The sequence below is a fragment of the Azoarcus indigens genome (assembly GCF_004361735.1).
Classification (GTDB): domain Bacteria; phylum Pseudomonadota; class Gammaproteobacteria; order Burkholderiales; family Rhodocyclaceae; genus Azoarcus; species Azoarcus indigens.
This window is the reverse complement of record NZ_SNVV01000004.1, coordinates 202,484-226,625: the sequence shown is the minus strand read 5'-3', so window position 1 is coordinate 226,625 and position 24,142 is coordinate 202,484. Positions and strand designations below refer to the sequence as shown.

The window sequence follows — 24,142 nt, the reverse complement described above, 5'->3', positions numbered from 1 at the left end:
TCAATGTTAGAAATCCTGCACGAGCCTTTTGCCTTCACCCTACTGGCCGCCCTGCTTGGCCTGTTCGTCGGCAGCTTCCTCAACGTCGTCATCCATCGCCTTCCCCGCATGCTGGAACAGGAGTGGCATGCGCAGGCGGCGGAGCTGCGGGGTGAGGAACCGCCGACCTCCGCCCGCTATAACCTGGCCACGCCGCGCTCCAGCTGCCCCCATTGCGGCCATCAGATCAGCGCCATCGAGAACGTCCCGGTGGTGAGCTATCTGGTACTGCGTGGCCGCTGTCGCCACTGCGGCGCGCGCATCGGTATCCGCTACCCCATCGTGGAGCTGCTGAGCGCCGCGCTATCCGGCTATGCGGCCTGGCGTTTCGGCTGGGGAACCGCCGGCCTCGGCGCCTTGTTCTTCATCTGGGTGATGATCGCGCTCGCCTTCATCGACCTGGACACCCAGTTGCTGCCGGACAGCCTGACACTGGCGTTGCTGTGGGCCGGGCTGCTGCTGAATCTCGGCGCCACTTACGCCCCGCTGGCCGATGCGGTGGTCGGCGCAGCAGCTGGCTATCTCACCCTGTGGTCGGTGTACTGGCTGTTCAAGCTGCTCACCGGCCGTGAAGGCATGGGCTATGGCGACTTCAAGCTGCTGGGAGCAATCGGCGCTTGGCTGGGGTGGCAGATGCTACCGCTCACCATCCTGTTCTCGTCGGTGGTGGGGGCCTTGGTCGGCATCGCACTGATCCTGTTCGCCCGCCATGGGCGCAACGTTCCCATCCCCTTCGGCCCCTACCTGGCCGCAGCTGGTGTGCTAGCGCTGTTCTGGGGTGACACGATCACTGCCTACTACCTGGCTCGCCTGTAGCATCCGGCCTTGAAAACCGGGCTTTCGCCCCCCACATCCCGGCGAAGCTGCCCCTCTCCCCGGAGCCGGTGTTGCCGGCTTACGGGACGGAACAGCCTCCCTTCTTCCCGATGCTGCGTTGCGTTAGACTTACGCGCTTGCCTTTTCGGAGGTCGTCATGCCTATCTATGAATATCGTTGCGAGAGTTGCGGGTACCAGAAAGAACATCTGCAGAAGATGAGCGACGCCCCGCTCTCCACCTGCCCGTCCTGCGGCAAGGAGAGCTACACCAAGCTGTTGTCTGCCGCCGGCTTCCAGCTGAAGGGCAGCGGCTGGTATGCCACCGATTTCAAGAACGGCGGCGGCAAATCCGCCAGTTCGTCTTCTGCTTCGTCGTCCAGCGACAGCGCGCCGGCAGCCGGCTGCGGCGGTGGCTGCGCCTGTCATCCTTCCTGACAGGCAGCGCCGGTCACCCGTGAAAAAGTATCTGATCACCGGCCTGCTGATCTGGATTCCCCTGGCCATCACCTTCATGGTGCTGGCCTGGATCGTAAACACCCTGGACCAAATCATCCTGTGGCTGCCGGAAGGCGTGCAGCCCAAGGTGATGTTCGGCTTCAACATTCCCGGCGTCGGGCTGGTCCTCAGCGTGCTCATCGTTCTCGCCACCGGCCTGGTGGCGGCCAATGTGCTGGGGCAGAAGCTGGTCCAGGTTTGGGAGGCGGTGCTGGCCAGGATCCCGGTGGTCAAATCCATCTACTACAGCGTCAAACAGGTTTCCGACACGCTTTTCTCCAGTAACGGCCAAGCCTTCCGCAAGGCCTTGCTGGTGCAGTACCCGCGCGAGGGCGCCTGGACAATTGCCTTCCTGACTGGCAAGCCCGGCGGCGATGCAGCGCAGCACCTGGCCGGCGACTATGTCAGCGTTTATGTGCCTACCACGCCCAACCCGACCTCGGGCTTCTTCCTGATGATGCCAGCGGCGGACGTCATCGAGCTGGAAATGAGCGTGGACGAGGCCCTCAAATACATCATCTCGATGGGCGTCGTCGCCCCCGCGCCGCGCCGCTTGAACGAGCGGCCCGCGCTGTTGAACGAATAACGCACCTTGCCTTCCCCGGCGGCCTGCGCCGCCTTCTGAATTGCCGGAACTCCACACCATGCGAACTCATTACTGCGGAAAAGTCACCGCCGCCGACCTTGACCAGATCGTCACGCTGAACGGCTGGGTGCATCGCCGCCGCGACCACGGCGGCGTCATCTTCATCGACCTGCGCGACCGCGAGGGCCTGGTCCAGGTCGTCTGCGATCCGGACCGTGCCGATATGTTCAAGATCGCCGAGTCGGTGCGCAACGAGTTCGTGCTGCAGATGAGCGGCAAGGTGCGCCGCCGCCCGGCCGGCACCGAGAACGCCAACCTCACCTCTGGCGAGATCGAGGTGCTGTGCCACGACATCCAGATCCTGAACGCCTCGGTCACCCCGCCGTTCCAGCTCGACGACGACAACCTGTCGGAAACGGTGCGCCTGGCCAACCGGGTGATCGACCTGCGCCGCCCGCAGATGCAGAAGAACCTGATGCTGCGCTACAAGGTCGCGATGGCCTTCCGCCGTTTCCTGGATGGCGCCGGCTTTATCGACATCGAAACGCCGATGCTGACCAAGAGCACGCCAGAGGGCGCGCGCGACTACCTGGTGCCGTCCCGCGTGCACCCGGGGCAATTCTTCGCCCTGCCGCAGTCGCCGCAGCTCTTCAAGCAACTGCTGATGGTCGCCGGCTTCGACCGCTACTACCAGATCACCAAGTGCTTCCGCGACGAGGACCTGCGTGCCGACCGCCAGCCGGAATTCACCCAGGTCGATATCGAAACCTCCTTCCTGAACGAGACCGAGATCACCGCGATCATGGAAGACATGATCCGCTTCGTGTTCAAGGAAGCCCTGGCGGTGGAGCTGCCCAGCCCCTTCCCGCGCATGACCTACGCTGAAGCGATGCGTCGCTTCGGCTCGGACAAGCCTGACCTGCGCGTCACCCTGGAGCTGACCGAAGTCACCGACGCCATGCAGGACGTCGCCTTCAAGGTCTTCTCCGGCCCGGCCAACAGCGGCGGCCGCGTCGCCGCCATGCGGGTGCCTGGCGGCGCCAGCCTGAGCCGGGGAGAGATCGACGAGTACACCAAGTTCGTCGGCATCTACGGCGCCAAGGGCCTGGCCTACATCAAGGTGAACGATGTCACCAAGGTGAATGAGGAAGGCCTGCAGTCGCCCATCGTCAAGAACCTCAACGAAACCGCGCTGCGCACCGTGCTGGAGCGCACCGGCGCCCAGTCCGGCGACCTCATCTTCTTCGGCGCCGACAAGGCCAAGGTAGTGAACGACGCCATGGGCGCGCTGCGCACCAAGCTCGGCCACGAGAAGGGCTACGTCACCGGCGAGACCTGGCGCCCGCTGTGGGTGGTGGACTTCCCGATGTTCGAGTACGACGAGGACGACAAGCGCTGGACCGCCTGCCACCACCCCTTCACCAGCCCGAAGGACGAGCACGTGGACCTGCTCGCCACCGACCCGGGCGCCTGCGTCGCCAAGGCCTATGACCTCGCCCTCAACGGCTGGGAGATCGGCGGCGGCTCGGTGCGTATCCACCGCGCCGACGTGCAGGCTAAGGTGTTCGAGGCGCTCAACATTGGTGCCGAGGAGCAGCAGGTCAAGTTCGGCTTCCTGCTGGATGCGCTGAAGTACGGCGCGCCGCCGCACGGCGGCCTGGCCTTTGGCCTGGATCGGGTGGTCACCATGATGGCCGGTGCTGAATCCATCCGCGACGTCATCGCCTTCCCCAAAACCCAGCGCGCCCAGTGCCTGCTCACCGACGCCCCGGGCGAGGTGGACGAGAAGCAGCTGCGCGAGTTGCACATCCGCCTGCGTCAGAAGGTGGAAACCCAGGTGGAAGTCGCCCGCGACTGATCCTTGCCGGCCCCCCGATAAAAAGCGGATGAATCCCATCCGCTTTTTTTTCGTCCGGCGGGCCTTCAGCCCGCCCCCGGATTTGCCGTAAGCTTTTCCAGCCAGCCCCGGCCGCTTACGCCCGATACGACCAAGAACATGGCCTCTCTTGCCGGTATCTCCGTCCTGGTCATAGAAAGCCAGCCCACCATGCGCGCGCAGCTGCGCACCATGCTGGCCTCCATCGGCCTGGAACAGGTGCAGTTCGCCGCTTCCGCCGGCATGGCGGTGCGCCGGCTGCGCGAGCGCCGCTACAACCTGCTGCTGTGCGAGTACCACCTCGGCGAGGGGCAGGACGGCCAGCACCTGCTCGAAGACCTGCGCAACCACGAGATCATTCCGCTGGACACGCTGTTCATCATGATCACCGGCGAGCGCAACTATGAGCGCGTCGTCAGCGCCGCCGAACTCGCCCCCAACGACTACATTCTCAAGCCGCTCACCGCCGAAACCCTGCGTGCCCGCCTGCAACGCGCCTTCGACAAGCGCGAGGCCTTCCTGCCGGCCTGGAAGCTGATCGAGATGGGCGACTCGGTGGAAGCGGTGGCCTACTGCGAGCAGGCGCAGGACGAATACCCGCAGTACCTGATCGATTTCCTGCGCCTGCAGGCCGAGCTGCACGCCGCCATGGGCCATGTGGAGCAGGCGGAGAGCCTCTACCGCCTCATCCTCGAATCCCGCACCACGCCCTGGGCGCGGCTGGGGCTGGCGCGCATCCTCTACACCCGCAAGCGCTACGAGGAAGCGGAGGAATTCCTCACCGACCTCATCGCCGAAAACGACCTCTACCTCGATGCCTATGATCTGCTCGCCCGCTGCCGCGAGGAGAACGGCCGCACCGGCGAGGCCCGCGAGGTGGTGGAGGCCGCGGCCAAACGCTCGCCGCACCGCCTGAACCGCCTGCGCCACCTGGGCGAACTCGCCCTCACCCTGGGTGACGCCGCCGCCGCCGAAAACACCATGGCCGAGGTGGTGCGCAAGGGCAAATATTCCGACTTCCGCGACCCGGAGGACCATGTGCGGCTGGTGCAAGCGCAGCTGGACCAAGGCAAGCTCGAAAGCGCCGAGGCCACCATCGCCGACCTGGACAAGAGCATGGGCGAGATGCCCAAGGCCAAGCTGTGCAAGGCCCTGTCCAGCGCCTTGGTCCACGCCCGCAGCGGCGACGTGCTGCGCGCCCAGGAAGCACTGCTGGAGGCAGCCAGGAGCAGTGCCGCCGCCGGCCACCTCTCGGTCGGCCTGAAACAGGAACTGGTCAAAGCCTGCTTCGACAACCAGTTGGGCGACCAGGGCACCGAAGTCGTCATGGACATCCTGCGCAACGCCGCGGACGAGCAGACGGTGGAAAGCACCCGCGCGGTGCTGCGCTCCCGCGGCCTGGAAGAACTCTCGCGCCAGATCGAGCAGCGCATCCAGACCGAGGTGAAAGGCCTGATCAGCACCGGCGCCGAGAAGGCGCGGGCCGGCGACTACGACGGCGCGGTCGCCGAGATGATGAACGCCGCCCGCAAGATGCCTGGCAACCCGCATGTGCTGTTCAACGCCGCCCTCGCCCTGCTGCGGCACATCGAGCACCGCGGCTGGAACGAACGCTTCGCCGCCCAGGCCCGCGGCCTGATCGAGCGCGCCCGCCGGCTGGCACCGGCCTATCCCAAGCTGTCGGCCATCAGCGAGTTCATGCACAGCCTGCTGCAACGCTACGGCATCCGCCCGCAGGGGATTCCGCGCCGCCCGGCGTAAGCTCCACCCCTTTACCGCTCCCGATTCCGCAATGCTGGTCCGCCTCTTCGCCCTGCTTCTGCTCTGCCTCGGCCTTGCCGGCTGCGGCCCCGCCACCTCCGATGCCGGCCGCGCCGCCGATCTGCCGCCGGAAGCCCATGCCACGCTGGCACTGATCGCCCGCGGCGGCCCCTACCCTTACCGCAAGGACGGCACCGTCTTCCAGAACCGCGAAGGCCTGCTGCCCAAGGCCGAGCGCGGCTACTACCGCGAGTTCACCGTCCCGACGCCCGGCGCGCAGAACCGCGGCGCCCGCCGCATCGTCGCCGGCGGCACACCGCCCGAGGTCTTCTACTACACCGAAGACCATTACCGCAGCTTCCGCCGCATCACCCCCGCGCCATGACCGACCCCATACTCTCCGCCGCGCACAATGGCATCCATCCTGAAGGCGATCCTCTGCCGCCGCCGGCGCAATGCCGGGCGGCCGGCCTGAGCGCCTTCACCGTCGATCTGGAGGGCTGCGTCGACAAGCCCGGGCTATTGGCCCGCCTCGCCGGCACCCTGGATTTCCCGGACTGGTTCGGCCACAACTGGGACGCCCTTGCCGACTGCCTGGGCGATCTCTCTTGGCTGGCCGCTGAGGGCTACCTCATCGTGCTGTCTCGCAGCCGGCAGCTGCGCAGCGCCGACCCCTCCAGCTGGGAAACCCTGCTCGAGATCCTCGCCGAGGCGGCCGAGCTGTGGCGGGAGCATGGCACGCCCTTCCACGTCTTCCTCACCGCCGCCGAGGCATGACGCGAACCGCCGGCTACAAGACGCCGGTCTCGGTACTGGTCGTCGTCCATACCGCCGCTGGCGAGGTGTTGTTGCTTGAGCGTGCCACCCCGCCCGGTTTCTGGCAGTCGGTCACCGGCAGTCTGGAGCCAGGCGAAACACCGCAGCAGGCCGCGCGCAGGGAACTGGAGGAAGAAACCGGGCTGACCACCGAGGCAGGCGAATTCCGCGACCACCGGCACAGCGTGCGCTTCCCCATCCTGCCGGCGTGGCGGCATCGCTACGCCCCCGACGTGCGCGAGAACACCGAGCACTGGTTCAGCCTGCGGCTGCCCCGGCAACTGCCGATCCGGCTGTCGCCCGCAGAGCACCGCGACCTGCACTGGCTGGGCTGGCGCGCAGCCGCCGCCCAGGCCAGCTCCTGGACCAACCGCGACGCCATCCTGGCGCTGGGCGCCGAGTTAGACGCCGGTTGAGCACACCCACGATCAGGGCCGGACGGCTTTCCTCAGGCGCTCCGCCACCAGCGCCTCCAGGCAGGCCGGACAGTAGCAGCCGCCCTGGGCGCCGCCCTCGGCCGGCACCGCGAAGATGGGTGGAAACGCGGCACACCAGCACTTCTCCTCGCCCGCCGTCATGCCGCAGACGAAACGCTGCCCACAACGGGCACAAACGCTGGCAACGCTCTCCTTCTTCTCTTCCACCACAGCTCCCCGCCGGCAATCGTACCGAGACCATCATAGCCGCCGCCGTCGCTCGCCATGGATCGGAATCCCGCAGCAGGGGTATTGAAACCTAGCAGCCCGAACCCATATTTCCACCGAGGCCGGGAATACCGGCATGGTCCGAAAAGGAGAGCGAAAATGAGCAACCTGACCCGTCATGATCCTCTGGAAGACTTCTTCCGCGGCTTCTTCGTGCGGCCGGTGGAGTTCGGCTCCAACGTCGCGGCCGATGCCCCGCAGATGCGGGTGGACGTCAAGGAGAACCCCGAAGGCTACGAGGTGTTGGCCGAGCTGCCCGGCATCGCCAAGGACGACATTCACGTCCATATCGACGGCCCGGTGGTGTCCATCTCGGCGGAACGCAAGCAGGAGAAGGAAGTGAAGAACGGCGAGCGGGTGCTGCGCACCGAACGCTACTTCGGCAAGGTGTCGCGCAGTTTCCAGCTTGGCCAGGAAATCGACGAGGGCCAGTCCTCGGCCAGCTTCGTCGATGGCGTGCTGACGTTGAAGCTGCCGCGCAAGCCGACCGCCCAGGCCAAGCGCCTGAACATTTCCTGAGCGCGGCCGCCCTCCGGCGGCCCTGCAGCCGAAAAGGAGGCCGCCCCGGAGCGATCCGGGGCGGCCTTTGTATTTCCAGCGATTGAACATGGCGGCGGTAGCGGTGACAATCCCGCGGGCGTTTCATGCCTCCCCTTCCGCCACCCGCCGCACTCGCCACCACTCGCCATGCCGCGCTGGATCCCTGCCCTCCTGCTCTGCGCCCTCGTCAGCCTGCCGGCCTGGGCCGCCACCCTGCGCGTGGGGCCGGGCGAGGCCTACCTCCGCATCAGCGATGCCGCGCGCGCGGCGGCCGATGGCGACACGATAGAGATCGCCGCCGGCGAGTACCGCGGCGACGTTGCAGTGTGGACACAGCGCCGCCTCACCATACGCGGCCTGGGTAGCGGCGCGGTGCTCATCGCCGACGGCGCCAGCGCCGAGAACAAGGCCATCTGGGTGATACGCAACGGCGACTTCGACATCCACAACCTCACCTTCCGCGGCGCGCGGGTGAAGTACAACAACGGCGCCGGCATCCGCTTCGAGCACGGCCGTCTGCGGGTGGTGAACTGCCGCTTCCTCGACAACCAGACCGGCATCATGAGCTCCAATGACGGCGTGTCCGAGCTCATCGTCATGGGCAGCGAATTCGGCGACGCGCCGCACAACGACCAGTGGCTGCCCCATCTGCTCTACGCCGGCCGCATGGCACGGCTGACGGTGATAGGCAGCAGCTTCCACGGCGGCTACCGCGGCCACCTGCTGAAGTCCCGCGCGCGGGAGAACTTCATCCTCTACAACCGCCTGGTGGACGGCAGCGATGGCGGCGCCTCCTACGAGCTGGAGTTTCCCCAGGGCGGCCGCGCGGTGGTGGTGGGCAACATCATCGGCCAGTCGCGCAACACCCAGAACATCTCGCTGATCGCCTACGGCGCGGAGAAGGCTTTCTGGCCGGAGAATGGTCTCTACCTCGCCCACAACACCCTGCTGGACGACTTGCCCGCCGGCGGCCGCTTCGTCCGCATCTGGAGCGAAAGCTTCACCAACGGCATAGACGTGGTGGCGCGCAACAACCTGCTGATCGGCAACGGCGCCTTCGACATTGCCGACGACGAATATTCAGGCGGCAACCACCGCCTGCGTGCCGGCCAGGCCGGCACGCCCGCCGCGCCGGATTTTCGCCTGCCGGCCGATTCACCTCTGCGCGGCCAACGCTTCGACGGCCCCGCCACCCAGTACGGCGAGCTGACGCCGCGCTGGGAATTCATTCCGCCGCGCGGCACGCGCCAGCTGGATCCCGCGCAAGCGCTCGCTCCCGGCGCCGTTCAAACCCCATCCGCCGAATAGCCGCATGCGCGCCCTACTCCTGCTCGTTGCCTTCCTGATCTCCTACGGCTCGCTCTACCCCTTCGAGTTCGCCGCCCACGAGGGCAGCATGGCCGAACTGCTGGGGCTGCTCGCGGACCTGGACATCCCCACCACCCGCGGCGACATCGTCGGCAACATCCTGCTCTTCCTGCCCTACGGCATCGTCGGCCAGCTGGCGGCACAGCACTCGCCACGGCCGGCGTACAGCGGCTGGGCCATCGCCCTGCTGGGCATCTTGCTGGCGGTCGCGCTGCAGGTGGCGCAGGTGTGGCTGCCGGCGCGGGTGCCCGCCATCGGCGATGCCATCCTCAACACCGTGGGCCTGGCCATCGGCTTCGCCCTCGGCGCACTAGCCGGCAAGCGCCTGCTGTCACTGGGCCTCTCCGCCGACGCGGCGATGCTGGTGCCGCTCACCCTGCTGCTGCTGTGGCTGGCCTATCGCTGGTTCCCGCTGGTGCCGACGCTGGACCTGCAGAACGTGCGCAACGCGGTGAAGCCGGTGTTCCTGTCGCCGCAGGTCGACCCCACTCGCATCTTCCACACCGCAGTGGCCTGGTTCGCCTGGTTCGTCATCGCCGGGGCGACGCCGCTGCGGCGCTGGCCACTGTGGCTGCTGGGTGCCGCGGCGCTGGCAGTGACCGCGCTGCAGCCCTTCTTCGTCGGCAACCGGCTGGCCCTGAACAACCTCGCCGGGCTGGGCGTGGCCCTGCTCGCCCTGCCGCTGGCGCGCCGCCCGCACGCAGCCGCGCTCGCCTGCGCCGGCCTGTTCCTGGCACTGCTGCTGAGCGGCATCGCGCCCTACGATTTCGTTTCCACGCCCGGGCGTTTCGAATGGCTGCCGTTCAACGGCTTCCTCGAAGGCAACATGGCGCGCAACACCCTGAACCTGATCGAGAAGTGCTACCTCTACGGCGCCCTGCTCTACCTGCTGCAGCAGAACGGCTCCCGCCCCGGCGCGGCCGCCTTCACCGCCGCGCTGTGGCTGGCGGTGATCGAGTTCCTCCAGTTGTGGGTGCCCGGCCGCACGGCCGAGATCACCGACCCGCTGCTGGCGCTCTGCCTGGCCTTCGCCTTCGCCCGCAGCCGTGTCGCCGTGCCGGTACGCCGCGGCAGCGGTTCGACGCCCCGCCGGCGTATCGCCTAGAATTCGCCCCACCACCCCAGACGGACCCAAGACATGAGCACCGCCCCGGCTACGCCCCTCCCGGTCACCCCCGGCCTGAAGGCCGAAATCCTTGCCGAAGCCCTGCCCTACATCAAGCGCTTCTTCGACAAGACCATCGTCATCAAGTACGGCGGCAACGCCATGACGGACGCCAAGCTGAAGGACAGCTTCGCGCGCGACGTGGTGCTGCTCAAGCTGGTCGGCATGAACCCGGTCGTGGTGCACGGCGGCGGACCTCAGATCGAGAGCCTGCTGAACCGCGTCGGCAAGAAGGGCGAGTTCATCCAGGGCATGCGGGTGACCGATGCCGAGACCATGGAAGTGGTGGAGATGGTGCTGGGCGGCCAGGTGAACAAGGAGATCGTCAACCTGATCAACCAGCACGGCGGCAAGGCCGTCGGCCTCACCGGCAAGGACGCCAGCTTCATCCGCGCCAAGAAATTGCTGATGCAGAAGAAGGACGCGCCGCCGGGAGACACGGTGGATGTCGGCCAGGTCGGCGAGATCACCCAGATCGACCCCAGCCTGATCTCTTTCCTCGACCAGGGCGATTTCATCCCGGTGATCGCGCCCATCGGCGTCGGCGAGGAAGGCGAGACCTACAACATCAACGCCGACGTGGTCGCCGGCAAGCTGGCCGAGATCTTGAAGGCGGAAAAGCTGGTGCTGCTCACCAACACGCCGGGCGTGCTGGACAAGGCCGGCACCCTGCTGACCGGCCTCACCCCGCGCCAGATCGACGACCTGGTGGCCGACGGAACGCTGTCCGGCGGCATGCTGCCCAAGATCAGTTCCGCGCTGGACGCGGCGCGCAACGGCGTGAAGTCGGTGCACATCATCGACGGCCGCGTCGAACACTGCCTGCTGCTGGAGATCCTGACCGACCACGGCGTCGGCACCATGATCAAGAGCAAGTAAGAACGTCGCCCGCTCCGGCTCCAGGGCCGGAACGGGCCTTGCCCGCCTTACTGCGCCGCGGCAGGCGCGCCCGCAGCGGGCGCATCCTCAACCGGCGGGCTGGCCGCCGGAATTTCTTTGTTCTCCCCCGTTGCGCCCTGCTCAGGCGCCTTCGGCTCGGGCTCGCGCCACACGCCGGCCTTCACCAGGCGCTGGCGCAGCCCCGGCAGCGGAAAGCCCAGTTCGTACGCCCGCTGCGCGTTCGGCAGCGCCTTCTCGTAGTCCTTCAGATCGGCGTACGCCAGGCCCAGGTTGTAGTAGCTGCTGGCATTGTTCGGATCCTCGGCGATGGCTGCCTCCAGCTGTTTCACCGCGTCCTGCGGCCGCCCCGCCTTGATCAGGTGGATGCCGTACACCAGCTTCACCATCGGATCGTCCGGCGCGTAATGCAGACCGCGCTCGAACCAGCACTCCACCACGTAGGGCTGGCCTTCCGGCTTCTTGCTCCTGGTCTTGAACGACCATTCGCTCATCGTCTGCAAGGCACGATAGTGGTTGGGGAAGACGCGCAGCGTGTAAGCCAGGTCGCCCGCCAGGGCACCGGTGGTGCCACGTCGCAGCTGGCGGATGTCTTCGGTGTAGTGGCGGTGTTCCACCATGCCCAGCATCTTGCCTTCGGGATAGCGGTAGTCGAACGGCCCGGTGGCGTTGTGGAAGGGGTCGCCGCACTCGCTGCCCAGCGCCAGCGCACTCCCGCTCGCCAGCAAGGCCCAGCCGGCCAGCGCCACACTCCGAATTCTGTTGCCCATCTGCATCCCGTGTTCCTCGATAAGGCCGCAAGGCCCGGCCGCCCGCGCCGCCGGCCCATGATGATACTGCAAGCATTCGCGGTGTCCGCCGGTGGGAAATATCTCCGAGACATGACGCCGGGAAAGCCGGGATAATCTGCTACTGTTCCGGCCGGCAGCGCGCTTGCCGTCCCCCACGTACATCTTGCAGGAGTTCCCGGAGCGTGACCCATCCGCGCCCCCGCCTGGTGGTCTACACCCGCGTCTATCCCAACAGCGCCCAGCCCAACTATGGCCTGTTCGTGCGCGAACGCATGCGCCGCGTGGCCGCCGAGCTGGACCTGGTGGTGGTGGCGCCGGTGCCCTGGTTCCCCTTCCAGGGCCTGCTGCGCCGCCTGCGGCCGCACTACCGGCCGGCAGTGCCGGCCTATGAGGAGCAGGACGGCATCCGCGTCTATCACCCGCGCTTCTTCTGCTTCCCCGGCGTCCTGAAGTGGAGCGACGCCTGGCTGCAGGCGCTGGGCAGCCTGCCGCTGATGCGCCGGCTGAAGCGGGAATTCGGCTACGAGCTGATCGATTCCCACTTCGTCTATCCGGACGGCGCCGCCGCCCGCCTGCTGTCGCGCTGGCTAGGCGTGCCCTACACCATCACCCTGCGCGGCAGCCTGCTGCGCTTCGGCCGCAGCAAGGCGCAGAAGCGCCAGATCGACCAGGCCATACACGACGCTGCCCGGGTGTTCTCGGTCGCCGACTCGCTGCGCCAGGACGCCATCTCCTGGGGCCACGACCCGGCTCACCTACAGGTGGTCGGCAACGGCGTGGACCTGGACCGCTTCCGCCCCGAGGACCAGGCAGAAAGCCGCCGCCGCCTCGGCCTGCCGGAAGGCGTGCGCATGCTGGTGTCCGTCGGCGGCCTCACCGAGCGCAAGGGCTTCCACCGCGTCATCGAGGTGCTGCCGCAGCTGCGCCAGAGCCATGGCGACATCCACTTCGTGGTCGCCGGCGGCGCCAGCCCGGAAGGGAACAACCGCGCCGAGCTGGAGGCGCAGATCGCCGCCCTCGGATTGCAGGACTGCGTGCACCTGATAGGCGCGAAGTCGCCGGACGAGTTGCGCTACGTCTATTCCGCCGGCGACGTCTTCGTGCTCGCCACCCGCTTCGAGGGCTGGGCCAACGTCTTCCTCGAAGCCTCCGCCTGCGGCCTGCCCATCGTCACCACCCGGGTCGGCGGCAATGCGGAAGTGGTCAGCTCGGACGATGTCGGCCTGCTGGTGCCCTATGGCGATGCCGACGCCCTGCGCGACGCCCTGCGCGCGGCCTTCGAGCGCGAGTGGAAGCGGGAGGCCATCCTGGAACACGCCCGCATCAACGCCTGGCAGACACGCATCCCGCAGCTGCTCGCCGCCTTCCAGGCCATCACCGCGCCCGCGGCGGCTGCCGTGCCGGCCGCCGGCGACGGCCTGGCCGACGGCGCGAAGTAGCGCCGCCAGACCCCCTCCATGAGCGCCTACACCCTGTTCGCCTCCCGGTTGCTGTTCCCGCTGCACGAGCGCCTGAAGCGCCACGACACCGTCGCCATCCTGCGCGAACTGGAGCGCAGCCAGTGGCTGGACACCGCCGGCCTGCAGGCCCTGCAGCTGGAGCGGCTGCGCCGCTTGCTGGCCCAGGCCGCCGCCCGCGTCCCCTATTACCGCGAACTGTTCGCCCAGGCGAAGCTGACCGCGGCGGATTTCCGCTCGCTCGACGATCTCGCCCTGCTGCCCGTTACCGACAAGGCGCTGATCCGCAGCCAGGGCAGCGCCTGGCAGGCCGAAGGCGCGGTCGACGCCGCCTGGCAGCAGACCAGCGGCTCCTCCGGCGAGCCGCTGCGCTTCCTGCTCGGCCGCCATCGCGTCAGCTTCGACATCGCCGCCAAGTGGCGGGCGATGCGCTGGTGGGACGTGGACATCGGCGATCCGGAAGCGGTGCTGTGGGGCTCGGCCATCGAGCATAGCGCCCAGGACAGACTGCGCGAGTGGCGCGACCGCCTGCTGCGCTCCCGGCTGATTCCCACCCACGACCTCACCCCGGCGCGCATGGACGCCATCCTCGCCGACCTGCGCCGCAGCCGGCCGCGCATGCTGTTCGGCTACCCCTCGGCGCTGTCCCGACTCGCCTTCCATGCCCGCGCCCGCGGCCTGCGCATGGACGAGCTCGGTATCCGTGTCGCCTTCTGCACCTCGGAAGTGCTGCGGCCGGAATGGCGCGAGGCCATCGGCCAGGTCTTCGGCTGCGGCGTCGCCAATGAATATGGCGCGCGCGACGCCGGCTTCCTCGCCCGCGAATGCCCTCAGGGCGGCCTGCACCTGACGGCGGAAGAAGTCATCGTCGAAGTCGTGGACGAAGCCGGACACCGCCTGCCAGCCGGCGAAGAGGGCGACATCGTCGTCACCAACCTCGCCGGCCCGGAGTTCCCCTTCATCCGCTACCGCACCGGCGACCGCGGCCGCCTGTCCGCCACGCCCTGCGCCTGCGGCCGCGGCCTGCCGCTGCTGGCCGAGATCGGCGGCCGCGCCAACGACGGCCTGATCGCCAGCGACGGCGCCTGGGTGCACGGCAGCGCCTTCAACCACCTGCTGCGCGATCTCGCCGGCCTGGAGGCCTACCGCATCGTGCAGGAGCGCCGCGACCAGGTGCGCCTGCTGCTGCGCATGCAGGGCGGCGTGCCGGCCGGCGTCGCCGACGCGCTGATCGCCGCCTTCCGCGCCCGCCTGGGCGGGGACGTCGCGGTCGCGGTAGACGCCGTCGACGAGATCCCGCCCATGCCCAACGGCAAGTTCCGCCACATCGTCTGCCTGGTCGACACCGCCCAGCCTGCCCCGCCCCACGCCCGCGAAGAACAGCCCGCATGAACGCCGACGCCCTGCTCACCCCGGCGGTACGCGCCGCCCTCGGCCTCGCCTCCCCCGGCGGCCGCCGCGCCCGCCTCAGCACCTTGATCTTCCACCGCGTGCTGCCAGCGCCCGACCCGCTGCTGCCCGGCGACCCGGACGCTGCCACCTTCCGCTGGCAGATGCGCACCCTGGCACGGCACTTCAACGTCCTGCCGCTGGGCGAGGCGGTGCAACGCCTGCGCGAGGGCAGCCTGCCGCCGCGCGCCGCCTGCGTCACCTTCGACGACGGCTACGCCGACAACCTCACCATCGCCGCGCCCATCCTGCGCGAGCTGGGCCTGCCGGCCACCTTTTTCATCGCCACCGGCTACCTGGACGGCGGCCGCATGTTCAACGACACCCTGATCGAGCTCGCCCGCCGCTTGCCCGGCGAACGGTGCGACCTCTCCGCGCTCGGCCTTGGCAGCCATCCGCTCGCCAGCGCGGCGGACCGCCACAAACTGGTCGGCGTGCTCGTGTCCCACTTCAAGTACCTGCCGCCTGAAACCCGGCTGCAGGCCGCGGAGGCGCTGGCCGCCAGCTTCGGCGTCACCCTGCCGGACGACCTGATGATGAGCAGCGCCCAGTTGCGCGAACTGCGCGCCCTGGGCATGGAGATCGGCGGCCACACCGACAGCCACCCCATCCTGGCGCGCCAGGACCTCGCCGCCGCCGAGCAGGAGATCCGCCTCGGCAAGGCCAGGCTGGAGGAAATCCTCGGCGAATCGCCGCGCCTCTTCGCCTACCCCAACGGCCGCAAGGGCAAGGACTACACCGAGGAACACGTCGCGCTGGCCCGCTCCTGCGGCTTCGACGCCGCCGTCTCCACCAACTACGGCGCCGCCAGCGCGGACAGCGACCCCTACCAGCTGCCGCGCTTCACCCCGTGGGACAAGACGCCCGGCCGCTTCGCCTTGCGTCTGCTGCGCAACCTCTACCACTGATGGACCGCGCCACCGCCGCGGCCGAGGCCCTGCTCGCCCGCCTGCTGCCTGCGCTCGCCGCACAGCTGCGGCCGGCCGGCGGCCTGCACGATCCGCTGCTGGACGCGCCGACGCCACCGGATCACTACGGCAACCTGAGCACCGCGCTGGCCCTGTCCGCCGCCGGCCAAGCCGCTGCCGCGACCATCGCGCTGGACGCCTGGCTGGCCACGCCGGCCGAGAAGCTGGGCCACCTGCCCTTCAATCGCCTGCTACTCCTGCTGCTGCGCCAGTTGCAGACAGACGACGCAGCCCTCGCCCCCAAGCTCGCCGCCGGCCTCGCCCGCTGCCCGCTGCGGCCGCCCTACCCGTCCAACAACTGGAGCCTGCTGGCCGCCGCCACCCAAGTTCTGGAGACTGGGGGCGACAGCCAGGAGCGCATCGAGGCGCGCGACGAATTCCTCGCCTTGCTCCAGCGCTGGACGACCGCCGACGGTGGCTTCATCGACTTTCCCGCCCGCCCGGCCGGTCACGTCGCCACGCCGCAGGCCTATCACCACAAGGCACTCTTCCTCACCGCCCTGCTCGCCCGGCTGGATGGCGATGCAGCGCTCGCCGCCCAGGCCCGGCGCCTGCTGGACTGGGCCGCCCGCTACTGGGACGCGGCCGCCCTCGCCGGCGGCCTGGGCCGCAGCAGCCACGCCCTGTTCGGCGATGGCTGTCTGCTCGCCGCCCTGCTGCTGCTCGCCCCCCGCTGCGACGGCCCGGCCCCAGCCGCCGCCCTGGCTACCCGACTGGCCAGCCAGTTCCGCGCCGACGGCCTGCTGTGGCTGACCCCCGCTGGCGCCTGGGCCGCCGATGCCGGCTGGGACAACTACATGCATCTGTCGGTGTACAACGCCTGGACCGCCGGCGTCGTCGCCTTCGCCCTGCACCTGAGCAAGCACACCGAAGCACCGGCCGCCCTCCGCGAGATCCAGTGGCAAGGCGGCCAGCGCCCCGCCCGCTTCCATGACGAAGCCGCCGGCCTGCTGTGCCTGCGCAGCGCCAGCGGCGCCAGCCTCACGCTTGGCACCCGCGGCCAGCTGCCGCAGGCCTTCAGCCTCAACGAAGCCGAACTGCGCTACGCCGGTGGCCAGCCTTTCCATTTCGTCTCCGCCGACGGCCAGCCCTTGCTGCCGCCGCCGCTGCGCCGCCCGCTCGCCGAACTGCTCGCCCAACCCGCCCTCGCCGGCTGGACGCCGCTGTTCCGCGCCGGCGGCCGGCTGTACGCGCTGAGCGATTTCGATGAAGTGACCATCGAGCCCCAGGCCGAAGGCTGCCGCGTCGTACTGGACGGCAGCGCGCGCGCGCTGACCCGCAGGCCGCCCGACACCGCCTGGCGCCGGCTGGTCGCCGCCTTCGACTGGCGCTTCCTCAGCGGCCGCCTCGGCCGCAGCGAATCCCTGCGTCGCCAGCGCCTGCCTGGCCTGAAAGGCCGGCTGGTGATGGAGCTGGGCCTGGCGCCGCCGCGCATCAGCCGCGAGCTGCAGCTGGAGGTGAGCGCGCAGGGCGCCATCGAGTACCTGAATCCCCAGGGCCATGCGTTGATGGCCGACGCCGGCTGGCAGCTAGCGGAAGCCGAACCACACGCGCCGGCCGACCAAAGCTGGCAGGAGTGCGCGCTGCCCGTCACGCTGCCCGGCGGCCTGGGCCGCTGCCTGCCGCGCCGCCGGCTCGCCGCCGGCACCCACCGCTGGCGGCTGGCTCTGGCGCTGCCGCCGTCCCCAGATCAGTAAGCTCTCGAGCCGCCCATCGTGTTCGCCGTCATCATTCCCTACTACCAGCGCCAGCCCGGCATCCTCGCCGCCGCGCTGCGCTCCGTCGCCGCCCAGGACGTGGCCCTGCCGGTGCATGTCTATGTCGCCGACGACGCGTCGCCCGCGCCGCCGGAGCCGGAGGTGGCCCAGGTTTCCTGGCCGGCCAATTTCCAGCTCCGCATCCTCAAGCAGCCCAACGGCGGCCCCGGCGCGGCGCGCAATCTAGCGCTGGATGCACTGGGTGAGGAAAGCTACGTCGCCTTCCTGGACTCGGACGACAGCTGGCAGCCGGACCACCTCAGCGCCGCGCTGCGTGCCTTCGAGCTGGGCTACGACGCCTACACCTCGGACTGGCAGGTGGATGGCGGCGACAAGCTGGCCCACGCCCGCTTCTATGGCGACCGCCTGCGACTGACGCCGCTGCAGGACCCACCCTGGGCGCGGGCGCTGGCGGACGAGCTCATCAACTACTCGGTGTGCGGGCCCATCGGCCAGTTGAGCGTGCTGACGGTGCGCCGCGAACTGATAGCCGACATCCGCTTCGACAGCCGGCTGCGCACCTCAGGCGAGGACGGCCTCTTCGTCACCATGCTGGCCGCGCGCCGGCCGCGCATGCTGATCTCCAGCCGGGTGGATACCGTGCGCGGCCGCGGGGTGAACATCTTCTCCGAAGGCGGCTGGAACTCCCGCGCCGCCTTCCTGCGCAGCCTCTACTACCTGAAATCGCGCATCGCCATGAAGCCGCTGGTGCAGGGTTTTCCGGTGGCGGCCGAACGCCTGGGAGAGCGCATCGCGGTGGGGCGCCGCGACGTCTGGCAGGGGCTGTTCGCCTGCCTGCGCCGGCGCGAGGCGGTGCCGGGTGAGTTCTTCGAGTTGCTGAAGCAGGATACGGGGCTGTTGCTGAGCGGTCCGGCCACCTTGCTGCGCTTGCTGCTACGGCGCTAGGCGCGTAGATGTAATCGCGAGGGAGACGCTGGGGTTTGCTTCCCCTCCCCTCGCAGGAGAGGGCCGGGGAGAGGCGGCGCCCCAAAGGGGCGGCTGCCTTTCAGCCCCACGGAGCCCCTTTCCCTCAAGCCCTGCTCCGCGCCCCGCGGAGAAAACCACTGCCGTTGTCTGCCTGACCACCTTGCTGCCAAGCCAGCTCAAGCGCAGCAGGCAGTGGCAAGCACCACCCTCAATGGCGCAGCCGATGCAAGATCAGCCCGCGGTTCGGATCGAACCACGCCAGCCCATCCGTGCCCGCTATCGGCGCCACCTGGATGAAGCTGCTGGCGCCGAACAAGCCGCCTTCGCCGTTGAAACGGTAGTGGGCGAAATCCTCGTACTCCGACCACACCCGGCCGTCCTTGCTGCGCCAGATACGCTGGTGGTTGTAGCTCCACCACAGGTAGTCGCCGGTCACCGGGTCGTAGGTGAGGTTGTTGTTGCTGGTGTGGTAGTGCAACACCTCGCCGTTCTCCAGCCGGGCCCGGTCCAGCTTTTCCACCTTGCCCTCGGCGGTGATGCGGGCGAACTCGTCGTCCGGGCCGTAGCCGCCGGGGGCGACCAGCATCTCGTGGCGTATCGGGTTGTATACCAGGCGGCCGCGGAAGCCCTGGCTGTAGGTGCGGTCCAGGTAGGTCCAGCCGGCGTCGCCCGGGTGGTAGAGGAAGATGCGGCCGGCGAAGACCTTGTTCTCCGCCGCGCCCTGTTCGGTGTGGCCGCCGCGCGCGGGCCAATGGGCGTCGTCGGCGTTGCGGGTGTCGCTGCCGGCGATGTGCATGATCCAGCCCCCCAGCTCCGGGAACCACTCGGCAGCGTGGTCGCCCGCCTGGCCCAGGCTGGTGATGCCGATGCCGACGCCGTAGTCGTCGAAGCGGGCATTGCCGTGCTCGATGAAGGCACGCGTCGGTGCGCGGCGGAATTCGCCCACCCGCTTGCGGTCGTTGCCCCAGAAGGCGGGCGGCCAGTAGAGCTGGCCATCGACGATGGAAAGGCGGTTGAAGGCGCGGCGGTTGTAGGAGCAGTCGCCCACGCCTTCCGGGTTGGAGGCCAGGTGCCAGCGCAGTTCGGCATCCAGCCACACCAGCCGCTTCTCGCTCTTGTCCCGCATCAGCATGGCGAAGAAGGCCTGGGTCGAGGGGTCGTAGACAAAGGCGTCCATCCAGCCGTTGCCATAGGTGCCCTGGCCGGACTCCAGCGGGCAGAAGCGAACGAAGAAGACTTCGGAGAGTTTGTTGTAGCCCTGCGGCAGCGTGGTCGGCACCAGCTTCCATTCCCCCGGTTTCATCTGCTTCAGCAGCGCCGACATGCGGGCCGGGGGCACCGGTGCCGGCGGCGGGCCGCCACGCGCCGACGGGCCTTGGGCGGCATGGCCGGCGGCGGATTGGGGTGAGGCGGCAGGAGTCGCCTTCTCTGCTCTTCCTGCCTTGTCTGCCTTCTCGGCTTTCAGCTCTGGCGTGGCCTTGGGCGCAGCGGGGGCGGCGGCCTGCTCATGCTCGCCCGTCCGGGCGCGGCCACTGGAATTGACGGGCGCCTTGGACGAAGTCGTCTCCGTCGCCTCCGTCTTCATGCCAGGCAAGGCATATGGTTTGGGGTCGGGCAGCGCATAGGCCTCCGGTACCGGCAGGCCCGGCGGCCCGCCCTCCTGAGGCGCATGGGCGGCCTGCCGGGGAGCAGCAGAGGCCGCCTTCTCCGCCTTCTCCGCCTTCTCCGCCTTCTCCGCCTTGTCGGCCTTGTCGGCCTTGTCGGCCTTGTCGGCCTTGTCGGCCTTGTCGGCCTTGTCGGCCTTGTCGGCCTTGTCGGCCTTGTCGGCCTTGTCGGCTGCCGGCGCGGCAGACGCGCCGGCAGCAAAAGCGCTGCGGTGACGATAGAGGCGCGGGCCGCCTTCGTGCTGCCACAGGATCACGCCGAGTTCGTCGATGACAATGGGTACGTGGTAGCCGTACTGGCCGAAGGGCCAGCCCCCCTTGTTCCAGTCTTCGGCGAGACGCCATTCGCCGCGGTCGGGATCGAGTTCATAGAGCTGCCGCTGGTTGCGGCGGAACACCAGGTAATTGCCGCTCAGCGGGTCGTAAGTGAGGGCGGTGTCCTTGATGGCGATGTCGAAGGGCGCGTCCGGCATGGACTTGATGTGGCCCTGGCCGTCGATGAGATCGACCTTGCGCAGGCTTTCGTTGCCGCCAGCGACCAGCATGTCGCCGCGTTTGCGGTTGTAGCGGCCGAGGGAGTGGTAGCCGTCCACCGCCGACTTGCCCAGCGTGGTCCACTCGCCGTCGCGGAAGGCGTACACCTGGTGGCCGGGGCTGACGGCGACCAGCTTGTCCAGCTTCTCGTGCCAGGCCATCGACAGGAAGCCCTTGATCGGCGCCTCGCCCAGCGCGCTCCAACGGGCGCTGTCGATGTGGTAGCGGAACAGGCTGGCTCCGGATAGCAGGTAGTAATCGCCGCGCTTGCTGTCCAGCGCGGTGCGGCCATAGGTGTGGCCGTACTGCTCGTACTTGGGCGGCGGCTCGCCCTCCCAGCCCAGCTCGCGCCAGGTGTTGGCGACGGCGTCGTAGGAGATGAACTTCTTGTACTGGCGCTCGCCGATGAAGTAGCTGCGGGCGCGGCCGGGATCCCACCCGGCGGAGTCGGTCCAGCCGTCGATCTCGATACCGCGGCCGTCGTCCAGCCTCACCCGCAACACATCGTAGAAGCGCTTGTAGCCAGGCGGCAGCGTGGTCTGCAACTCGGCGAACTGCCCCGGCTCCAGGCGTCCCGCCAGTTCGGCCATCGGTGTGCCCTCGACCCGGTAGCCGGCTACCGCGGTCGCCATCAGCAGCACGCTGGAGAACAGGCAGGCCAGCCAGCGGAGGAAGGCAGCGGGGCAGTGTGCGGGACGGGGAAAAGCCATGTCCGGTACTCCGGGCGGAAGGGGGGCGACCGCCTTTCTACGCCCTCCAGCGATGGCGCGCAAACCGGGTCGCCGCGCAGGTTGCAGCCAGCTGAAATGCAGGCCCCGCAAGCTGTCCGGCAGCTGAAAACGCCGCCCGCAGGCTAGCGGTCTGCCGACCGGGTCAGCGAGCGGGCACCTGCCAGCAGCACATAGGCCCAGGACTTCACATGGGCTGGCCGGAGCTTGGCGCAGGCGAGGAACTCCCGCAGCGCGGTGGAGGCGTTGCCGCGCTGATAGTGGCCGTAGCCCATCATGAAATGGATGCGCGACAGACGCTCGCGGAAGGCTTCCTGGGTGATGGATTCGCCGTTCGGGCTCGCCAGCCCCCAACGCTCGACCGCGCCGGCCACGACCCGCGCGGCGTAGTTCACGTCTGCACCGCGCACGGTGGCGCTGCCACGATGCTTGCGGTAGAGCGCCATGATGCCGGCCAGGCGGTGGATCTCGGTGTCGCGCGCGGCGCGCAGCCAGTACTCGTAGTCCTGACCCAGGCGCAGGGATTCGTCGTAATAGCCGATCTTCTCGATCAGGCTGCGGCGCATCAGCACGGTGGAGGTCCACACGAAGTTGTCCAGCAGCAGCTTGTGGTAGATCCAGCCGGAACGGAGGCTGTCCACCGCCATGCCGGCCGGTTCCGGGTAGCGCGCCTGCGGATCGGGGAAGTGGCCGTCAGCATCCGCCTCCCAGTGGGAAAAGCCGGAGCAGACCAGGCCGACCTGGGGCCGCGCGCGCAGATAGGCGATCTGCACCTCCAGCTTGCCCGGCAACCAGACGTCGTCCGCATCGAGGAAGGCGACGTATTCGCCACGGGCTTCCCGCATGCCCAGGTTGCGGGCGGACGCGGCGCCACCGTTCTCCTTGCGGAACAGGCGCACGTCCGGATGCTCGCGTTCCACCAGTTCGGCGCTGCCGTCCTTGGAGCCATCGTCCACCACGATGATTTCCAGTTGCGGGCAGTTCTGCGCCCGCACGCTGGCGATGGCCTCGCCGATGTGTTCGGCCACGTTGTAAGCGGGGATGACGACCGAGACGAGGCCCTGCTCGGCGGCGGTGCCGGCCTGCTGGCTCATGGGAGACTCCTAGAAGCGATGGGGGCTGCATCCAGCCAGGCAAGGGTGTGGGCGATCAATTGCTGATTCCAGGCCGCCGCGGCGAAGGTGTGATCGGCCTCCGGCACCCGGCGCAGGCCGGGCCCCTCGCTGCCGTCGAAGGGCTGCCAGGCGGGGTCGCTGCAGGCATGATCGAAGAACTCCTGGGCGGTGATATCGCGGCCGCTGAGCACGAACAGGGTGCTGTCGCGCAGCCCCTGCCAGCCATGGGCCATCCGCTGCTGGAAGCTGGGTTCGGCGGCGGGCGGCGAGCGCCGGCGCCTCAGCATGCGGCCGGCGATCAGCGCCACCGCCTCCACCGCACCCTGCACCGAACGCCGCCACTCGAAGCGGCCGCTGGCGATCTTGCGCCACATCTCCGGCTGCAGCAGGCGCTGCAGGTAATAGTGGCGCACCCGCGCCTCCGCCAGTGACTCGGCACTGCGCACCCAGGGATTGACCGCCACCACGCCGGCGACGCGGGCGTCCTGCGGGGCATACATCAGCGCGGCAGAAGCGCCGTCGCACAAGCCCCACAGCACCACGCTCTTCAGTTCGGGGCAGGCTGCGAGCAGCGCACCCACCGCGGCGCGCACGTCCTCGCCGACGTGGCGGAAGTCGCGCATCTCGCCACTGCTGTCGCCCATGCCGCGGTAGTCGAAACGCAGGCAGGCGTGGCCGCCTTCAGCCAGCCCCCGCCCCAGTTCGACGAACTGGCGATGGCTGCCGGCGCGGTATTGCGGACCGCCGACGATCACCACCACGCCGCGCGCCGCCGGCCCCTCGGGGCGATGCAGCACGCCGATGAGCCTGTCCTCACCGCAGTCGAAATTGAGCGGCGTCTCGTTCACGGGCATAGCGCCTCCGCGGATTCCATCGCCAGCAGACGGCAACCGGCGACCGTCAGCGCCTCCGACACCTCGATCTCCTGCGTCTGCCAGAAAGAGGGGGTGGCGATGCGCTCGAACATGAAGCCGCGCCCCGCCTCCTCGCACGCCCTGGACAGGCGCTCCGCCGCCGGCGTAGGCCCGGCATCGTCGCCCGGCCCCAACTGCAGCCAGCACAAGCTGCGCGCCGTTGGCGGCAGGGTCAGCGTGGCGGCGCGCATCCCCTCGGCCAGCGCCGGGGAGAGGCGGTAGCCGGCGATTTCGACCAGGCCGCCCGCCTGCAGGATCTGGTCCGGGCCGGGCGCGCGCTCATCCTTGGCCTTGCCGACCACATGCGCCATGGACTGCAGCCGCAGGAACTGCTGCAGATGCTGCTTGCCATTGGCAACCGGCTGCCACAGGTACAGCCCGCAAGCCAGCCCGAAACGCATCGCCGCCGCGGTAGCGAGCAGCGCGCCGTGGCGCAGGCCCCACAGCCACACCGGGCCGTTACCCTGGGCGCGCGTCCAGTCGAAGGCACGGCGCACGTCTTCCAGCCAGTCGTCCCAGCTGGCGTCGCCGCTGTCGCCAGCGCTGTCGCCGCAGCCACGCAGGTCCGGCACCAGCACGGTCCAGCCCTGTTCAGCCCAGGCGCGGGCCTGCAGCGCCACCATGCGGCGCGACTTGTTCATCTCCTCGGCGAAGGCCGGCACGTGCACCACCGCGCCGCGCCGCACGACACCGGCGGGCGGTTGCCATGCCACGCAGAAACGGAAGCCGTCCGGCGCCGGAAGGTGGAAGGCTTCCGGCTGGGCGCGCCGCACC

At 68.9% G+C, this 24,142-nt stretch carries 23 protein-coding genes; 17 read left to right on the top strand and 6 right to left on the bottom strand.

The window, feature by feature from the left end:
* Nucleotides 1-3 precede the first annotated feature (3 nt).
* The 8 genes from C7389_RS06980 (at nucleotide 4) to nudB (ending at nucleotide 6,806) form a co-directional block, all read left to right on the top strand.
* Nucleotides 4-855 (top strand): prepilin peptidase, encoded by an 852-nt coding sequence (locus tag C7389_RS06980; RefSeq protein ID WP_133589718.1) that lies wholly within the window; start codon nucleotides 4-6, stop codon nucleotides 853-855.
* A 157-nt stretch (nucleotides 856-1,012) separates the two neighbouring features.
* Nucleotides 1,013-1,291: an FmdB family zinc ribbon protein gene (locus C7389_RS06975; protein ID WP_133589716.1), complete on the top strand. Its 279-nt coding sequence runs from the start codon at nucleotides 1,013-1,015 to the stop codon at nucleotides 1,289-1,291.
* 19 nt (nucleotides 1,292-1,310) lie between these two features.
* A complete protein-coding gene (locus C7389_RS06970; RefSeq protein ID WP_133589714.1) occupies nucleotides 1,311-1,937 on the top strand; it encodes a DUF502 domain-containing protein in 627 nt (208 codons plus the stop codon).
* Nucleotides 1,938-1,995: 58 nt separating this feature from the next.
* Nucleotides 1,996-3,795, top strand: a complete 1,800-nt coding sequence (aspS, locus tag C7389_RS06965; RefSeq protein WP_133589712.1) for an aspartate--tRNA ligase — start codon at nucleotides 1,996-1,998, stop codon at nucleotides 3,793-3,795.
* A 138-nt stretch (nucleotides 3,796-3,933) separates the two neighbouring features.
* Entirely contained in the window at nucleotides 3,934-5,574 is a 1,641-nt protein-coding gene (locus C7389_RS06960) for a response regulator (RefSeq protein ID WP_133589710.1), read from the top strand.
* Nucleotides 5,575-5,605: 31 nt separating this feature from the next.
* Complete coding sequence (locus C7389_RS06955) at nucleotides 5,606-5,959, top strand: guanyl-specific ribonuclease (protein WP_133589708.1); 354 nt, start codon at nucleotides 5,606-5,608, stop codon at nucleotides 5,957-5,959.
* Nucleotides 5,956-6,351 carry a barstar family protein gene (locus C7389_RS06950; protein ID WP_133589706.1) on the top strand — a complete coding sequence of 132 codons (396 nt, stop codon included), beginning with the start codon at nucleotides 5,956-5,958 and terminating at the stop codon, nucleotides 6,349-6,351. Before C7389_RS06955 ends, C7389_RS06950 begins: the two co-directional genes overlap by 4 nt.
* Nucleotides 6,348-6,806, top strand: coding sequence for a dihydroneopterin triphosphate diphosphatase (nudB, locus tag C7389_RS06945; protein WP_133589704.1), 459 nt, complete (start codon nucleotides 6,348-6,350; stop codon nucleotides 6,804-6,806). The genes C7389_RS06950 and nudB overlap by 4 nt, the downstream gene beginning before the upstream one ends.
* A gap of 12 nt (nucleotides 6,807-6,818) precedes the next feature.
* Here nudB and C7389_RS06940 read toward each other — a convergent pair whose 3' ends face one another.
* The gene (locus tag C7389_RS06940) at nucleotides 6,819-7,034 is read right to left on the bottom strand and encodes a cysteine-rich CWC family protein (protein WP_246034664.1); all 216 of its coding nucleotides are present in this window, start codon (nucleotides 7,032-7,034) and stop codon (nucleotides 6,819-6,821) included.
* Between the two features lie 159 nt (nucleotides 7,035-7,193).
* Between C7389_RS06940 and C7389_RS06935 the strand changes: the two genes are divergently transcribed.
* The 4 genes from C7389_RS06935 (at nucleotide 7,194) to argB (ending at nucleotide 11,046) form a co-directional block, all read left to right on the top strand.
* Nucleotides 7,194-7,613, top strand: a complete 420-nt coding sequence (locus tag C7389_RS06935; RefSeq protein WP_133589702.1) for an Hsp20/alpha crystallin family protein — start codon at nucleotides 7,194-7,196, stop codon at nucleotides 7,611-7,613.
* A 168-nt stretch (nucleotides 7,614-7,781) separates the two neighbouring features.
* Entirely contained in the window at nucleotides 7,782-8,942 is a 1,161-nt protein-coding gene (locus tag C7389_RS06930; RefSeq protein WP_133589700.1) for a right-handed parallel beta-helix repeat-containing protein, read from the top strand.
* Nucleotides 8,943-8,946: 4 nt separating this feature from the next.
* Nucleotides 8,947-10,107, top strand: a complete 1,161-nt coding sequence (locus C7389_RS06925; RefSeq protein ID WP_133589698.1) for a VanZ family protein — start codon at nucleotides 8,947-8,949, stop codon at nucleotides 10,105-10,107.
* A 33-nt stretch (nucleotides 10,108-10,140) separates the two neighbouring features.
* Nucleotides 10,141-11,046, top strand: coding sequence for an acetylglutamate kinase (gene argB / locus C7389_RS06920; RefSeq protein ID WP_133589696.1), 906 nt, complete (start codon nucleotides 10,141-10,143; stop codon nucleotides 11,044-11,046).
* A 47-nt stretch (nucleotides 11,047-11,093) separates the two neighbouring features.
* On the opposite strand, the gene C7389_RS06915 is transcribed toward argB, so the two are convergent.
* Nucleotides 11,094-11,840, bottom strand: a complete 747-nt coding sequence (locus C7389_RS06915) for a tetratricopeptide repeat protein (RefSeq protein ID WP_162851692.1) — start codon at nucleotides 11,838-11,840, stop codon at nucleotides 11,094-11,096.
* A gap of 197 nt (nucleotides 11,841-12,037) precedes the next feature.
* Here C7389_RS06915 and C7389_RS06910 point away from each other — a divergent pair, with 197 nt between their 5' ends.
* From C7389_RS06910 to C7389_RS06890, 5 genes are read left to right on the top strand one after another with little or no spacing between them, the layout of a single operon-like run.
* Nucleotides 12,038-13,294 (top strand): glycosyltransferase, encoded by a 1,257-nt coding sequence (locus C7389_RS06910; RefSeq protein WP_211168185.1) that lies wholly within the window; start codon nucleotides 12,038-12,040, stop codon nucleotides 13,292-13,294.
* A gap of 18 nt (nucleotides 13,295-13,312) precedes the next feature.
* Complete coding sequence (locus C7389_RS06905) at nucleotides 13,313-14,704, top strand: phenylacetate--CoA ligase family protein (protein WP_133589692.1); 1,392 nt, start codon at nucleotides 13,313-13,315, stop codon at nucleotides 14,702-14,704.
* Nucleotides 14,701-15,669, top strand: coding sequence for a polysaccharide deacetylase family protein (locus tag C7389_RS06900; protein WP_133589690.1), 969 nt, complete (start codon nucleotides 14,701-14,703; stop codon nucleotides 15,667-15,669). Before C7389_RS06905 ends, C7389_RS06900 begins: the two co-directional genes overlap by 4 nt.
* Nucleotides 15,669-17,426 (top strand): hypothetical protein, encoded by a 1,758-nt coding sequence (locus tag C7389_RS06895; RefSeq protein ID WP_133589689.1) that lies wholly within the window; start codon nucleotides 15,669-15,671, stop codon nucleotides 17,424-17,426. The genes C7389_RS06900 and C7389_RS06895 overlap by 1 nt, the downstream gene beginning before the upstream one ends.
* 18 nt (nucleotides 17,427-17,444) lie before the next feature.
* Nucleotides 17,445-18,392 carry a glycosyltransferase family 2 protein gene (locus C7389_RS06890; RefSeq protein WP_162851691.1) on the top strand — a complete coding sequence of 316 codons (948 nt, stop codon included), beginning with the start codon at nucleotides 17,445-17,447 and terminating at the stop codon, nucleotides 18,390-18,392.
* 229 nt (nucleotides 18,393-18,621) lie between these two features.
* On the opposite strand, the gene C7389_RS06885 is transcribed toward C7389_RS06890, so the two are convergent.
* The 4 genes from C7389_RS06885 to C7389_RS06870 form a co-directional block, all read right to left on the bottom strand.
* On the bottom strand, nucleotides 18,622-21,321 hold the full coding sequence (locus C7389_RS06885; protein WP_133589685.1) for a hypothetical protein: 2,700 nt from the start codon (nucleotides 21,319-21,321) through the stop codon (nucleotides 18,622-18,624).
* 143 nt (nucleotides 21,322-21,464) lie between these two features.
* On the bottom strand, nucleotides 21,465-22,433 hold the full coding sequence (locus tag C7389_RS06880; protein WP_133589683.1) for a glycosyltransferase family 2 protein: 969 nt from the start codon (nucleotides 22,431-22,433) through the stop codon (nucleotides 21,465-21,467).
* Nucleotides 22,430-23,302 carry a hydrolase 1, exosortase A system-associated gene (locus tag C7389_RS06875; RefSeq protein WP_246034663.1) on the bottom strand — a complete coding sequence of 291 codons (873 nt, stop codon included), beginning with the start codon at nucleotides 23,300-23,302 and terminating at the stop codon, nucleotides 22,430-22,432. Before C7389_RS06875 ends, C7389_RS06880 begins: the two co-directional genes overlap by 4 nt.
* Nucleotides 23,299-24,141 carry a hydrolase 2, exosortase A system-associated gene (locus tag C7389_RS06870; RefSeq protein WP_162851690.1) on the bottom strand — a complete coding sequence of 281 codons (843 nt, stop codon included), beginning with the start codon at nucleotides 24,139-24,141 and terminating at the stop codon, nucleotides 23,299-23,301. The genes C7389_RS06875 and C7389_RS06870 overlap by 4 nt, the downstream gene beginning before the upstream one ends.
* Nucleotide 24,142: the final 1 nt, after the last annotated feature.

Excerpts from the sequence above, each read along its gene's own strand:
- C7389_RS06980 (WP_133589718.1), top strand. The coding sequence starts at position 4 with ATGTTAGAAATCCTGCACGAGCCTTTTGCCTTCACCCTACTGGCCGCC.
- C7389_RS06975 (WP_133589716.1), top strand. The coding sequence starts at position 1,013 with ATGCCTATCTATGAATATCGTTGCGAGAGTTGCGGGTACCAGAAAGAA.
- aspS (WP_133589712.1), top strand. The coding sequence starts at position 1,996 with ATGCGAACTCATTACTGCGGAAAAGTCACCGCCGCCGACCTTGACCAG.
- C7389_RS06960 (WP_133589710.1), top strand. The coding sequence starts at position 3,934 with ATGGCCTCTCTTGCCGGTATCTCCGTCCTGGTCATAGAAAGCCAGCCC.
- C7389_RS06955 (WP_133589708.1), top strand. The coding sequence starts at position 5,606 with ATGCTGGTCCGCCTCTTCGCCCTGCTTCTGCTCTGCCTCGGCCTTGCC.
- C7389_RS06950 (WP_133589706.1), top strand. The coding sequence starts at position 5,956 with ATGACCGACCCCATACTCTCCGCCGCGCACAATGGCATCCATCCTGAA.
- nudB (WP_133589704.1), top strand. The coding sequence starts at position 6,348 with ATGACGCGAACCGCCGGCTACAAGACGCCGGTCTCGGTACTGGTCGTC.
- C7389_RS06935 (WP_133589702.1), top strand. The coding sequence starts at position 7,194 with ATGAGCAACCTGACCCGTCATGATCCTCTGGAAGACTTCTTCCGCGGC.
- C7389_RS06930 (WP_133589700.1), top strand. The coding sequence starts at position 7,782 with ATGCCGCGCTGGATCCCTGCCCTCCTGCTCTGCGCCCTCGTCAGCCTG.
- C7389_RS06925 (WP_133589698.1), top strand. The coding sequence starts at position 8,947 with ATGCGCGCCCTACTCCTGCTCGTTGCCTTCCTGATCTCCTACGGCTCG.
- argB (WP_133589696.1), top strand. The coding sequence starts at position 10,141 with ATGAGCACCGCCCCGGCTACGCCCCTCCCGGTCACCCCCGGCCTGAAG.
- C7389_RS06915 (WP_162851692.1), bottom strand. The coding sequence starts at position 11,840 with ATGCAGATGGGCAACAGAATTCGGAGTGTGGCGCTGGCCGGCTGGGCC.
- C7389_RS06905 (WP_133589692.1), top strand. The coding sequence starts at position 13,313 with ATGAGCGCCTACACCCTGTTCGCCTCCCGGTTGCTGTTCCCGCTGCAC.
- C7389_RS06900 (WP_133589690.1), top strand. The coding sequence starts at position 14,701 with ATGAACGCCGACGCCCTGCTCACCCCGGCGGTACGCGCCGCCCTCGGC.
- C7389_RS06895 (WP_133589689.1), top strand. The coding sequence starts at position 15,669 with ATGGACCGCGCCACCGCCGCGGCCGAGGCCCTGCTCGCCCGCCTGCTG.
- C7389_RS06885 (WP_133589685.1), bottom strand. The coding sequence starts at position 21,321 with ATGGCTTTTCCCCGTCCCGCACACTGCCCCGCTGCCTTCCTCCGCTGG.
- C7389_RS06880 (WP_133589683.1), bottom strand. The coding sequence starts at position 22,433 with ATGAGCCAGCAGGCCGGCACCGCCGCCGAGCAGGGCCTCGTCTCGGTC.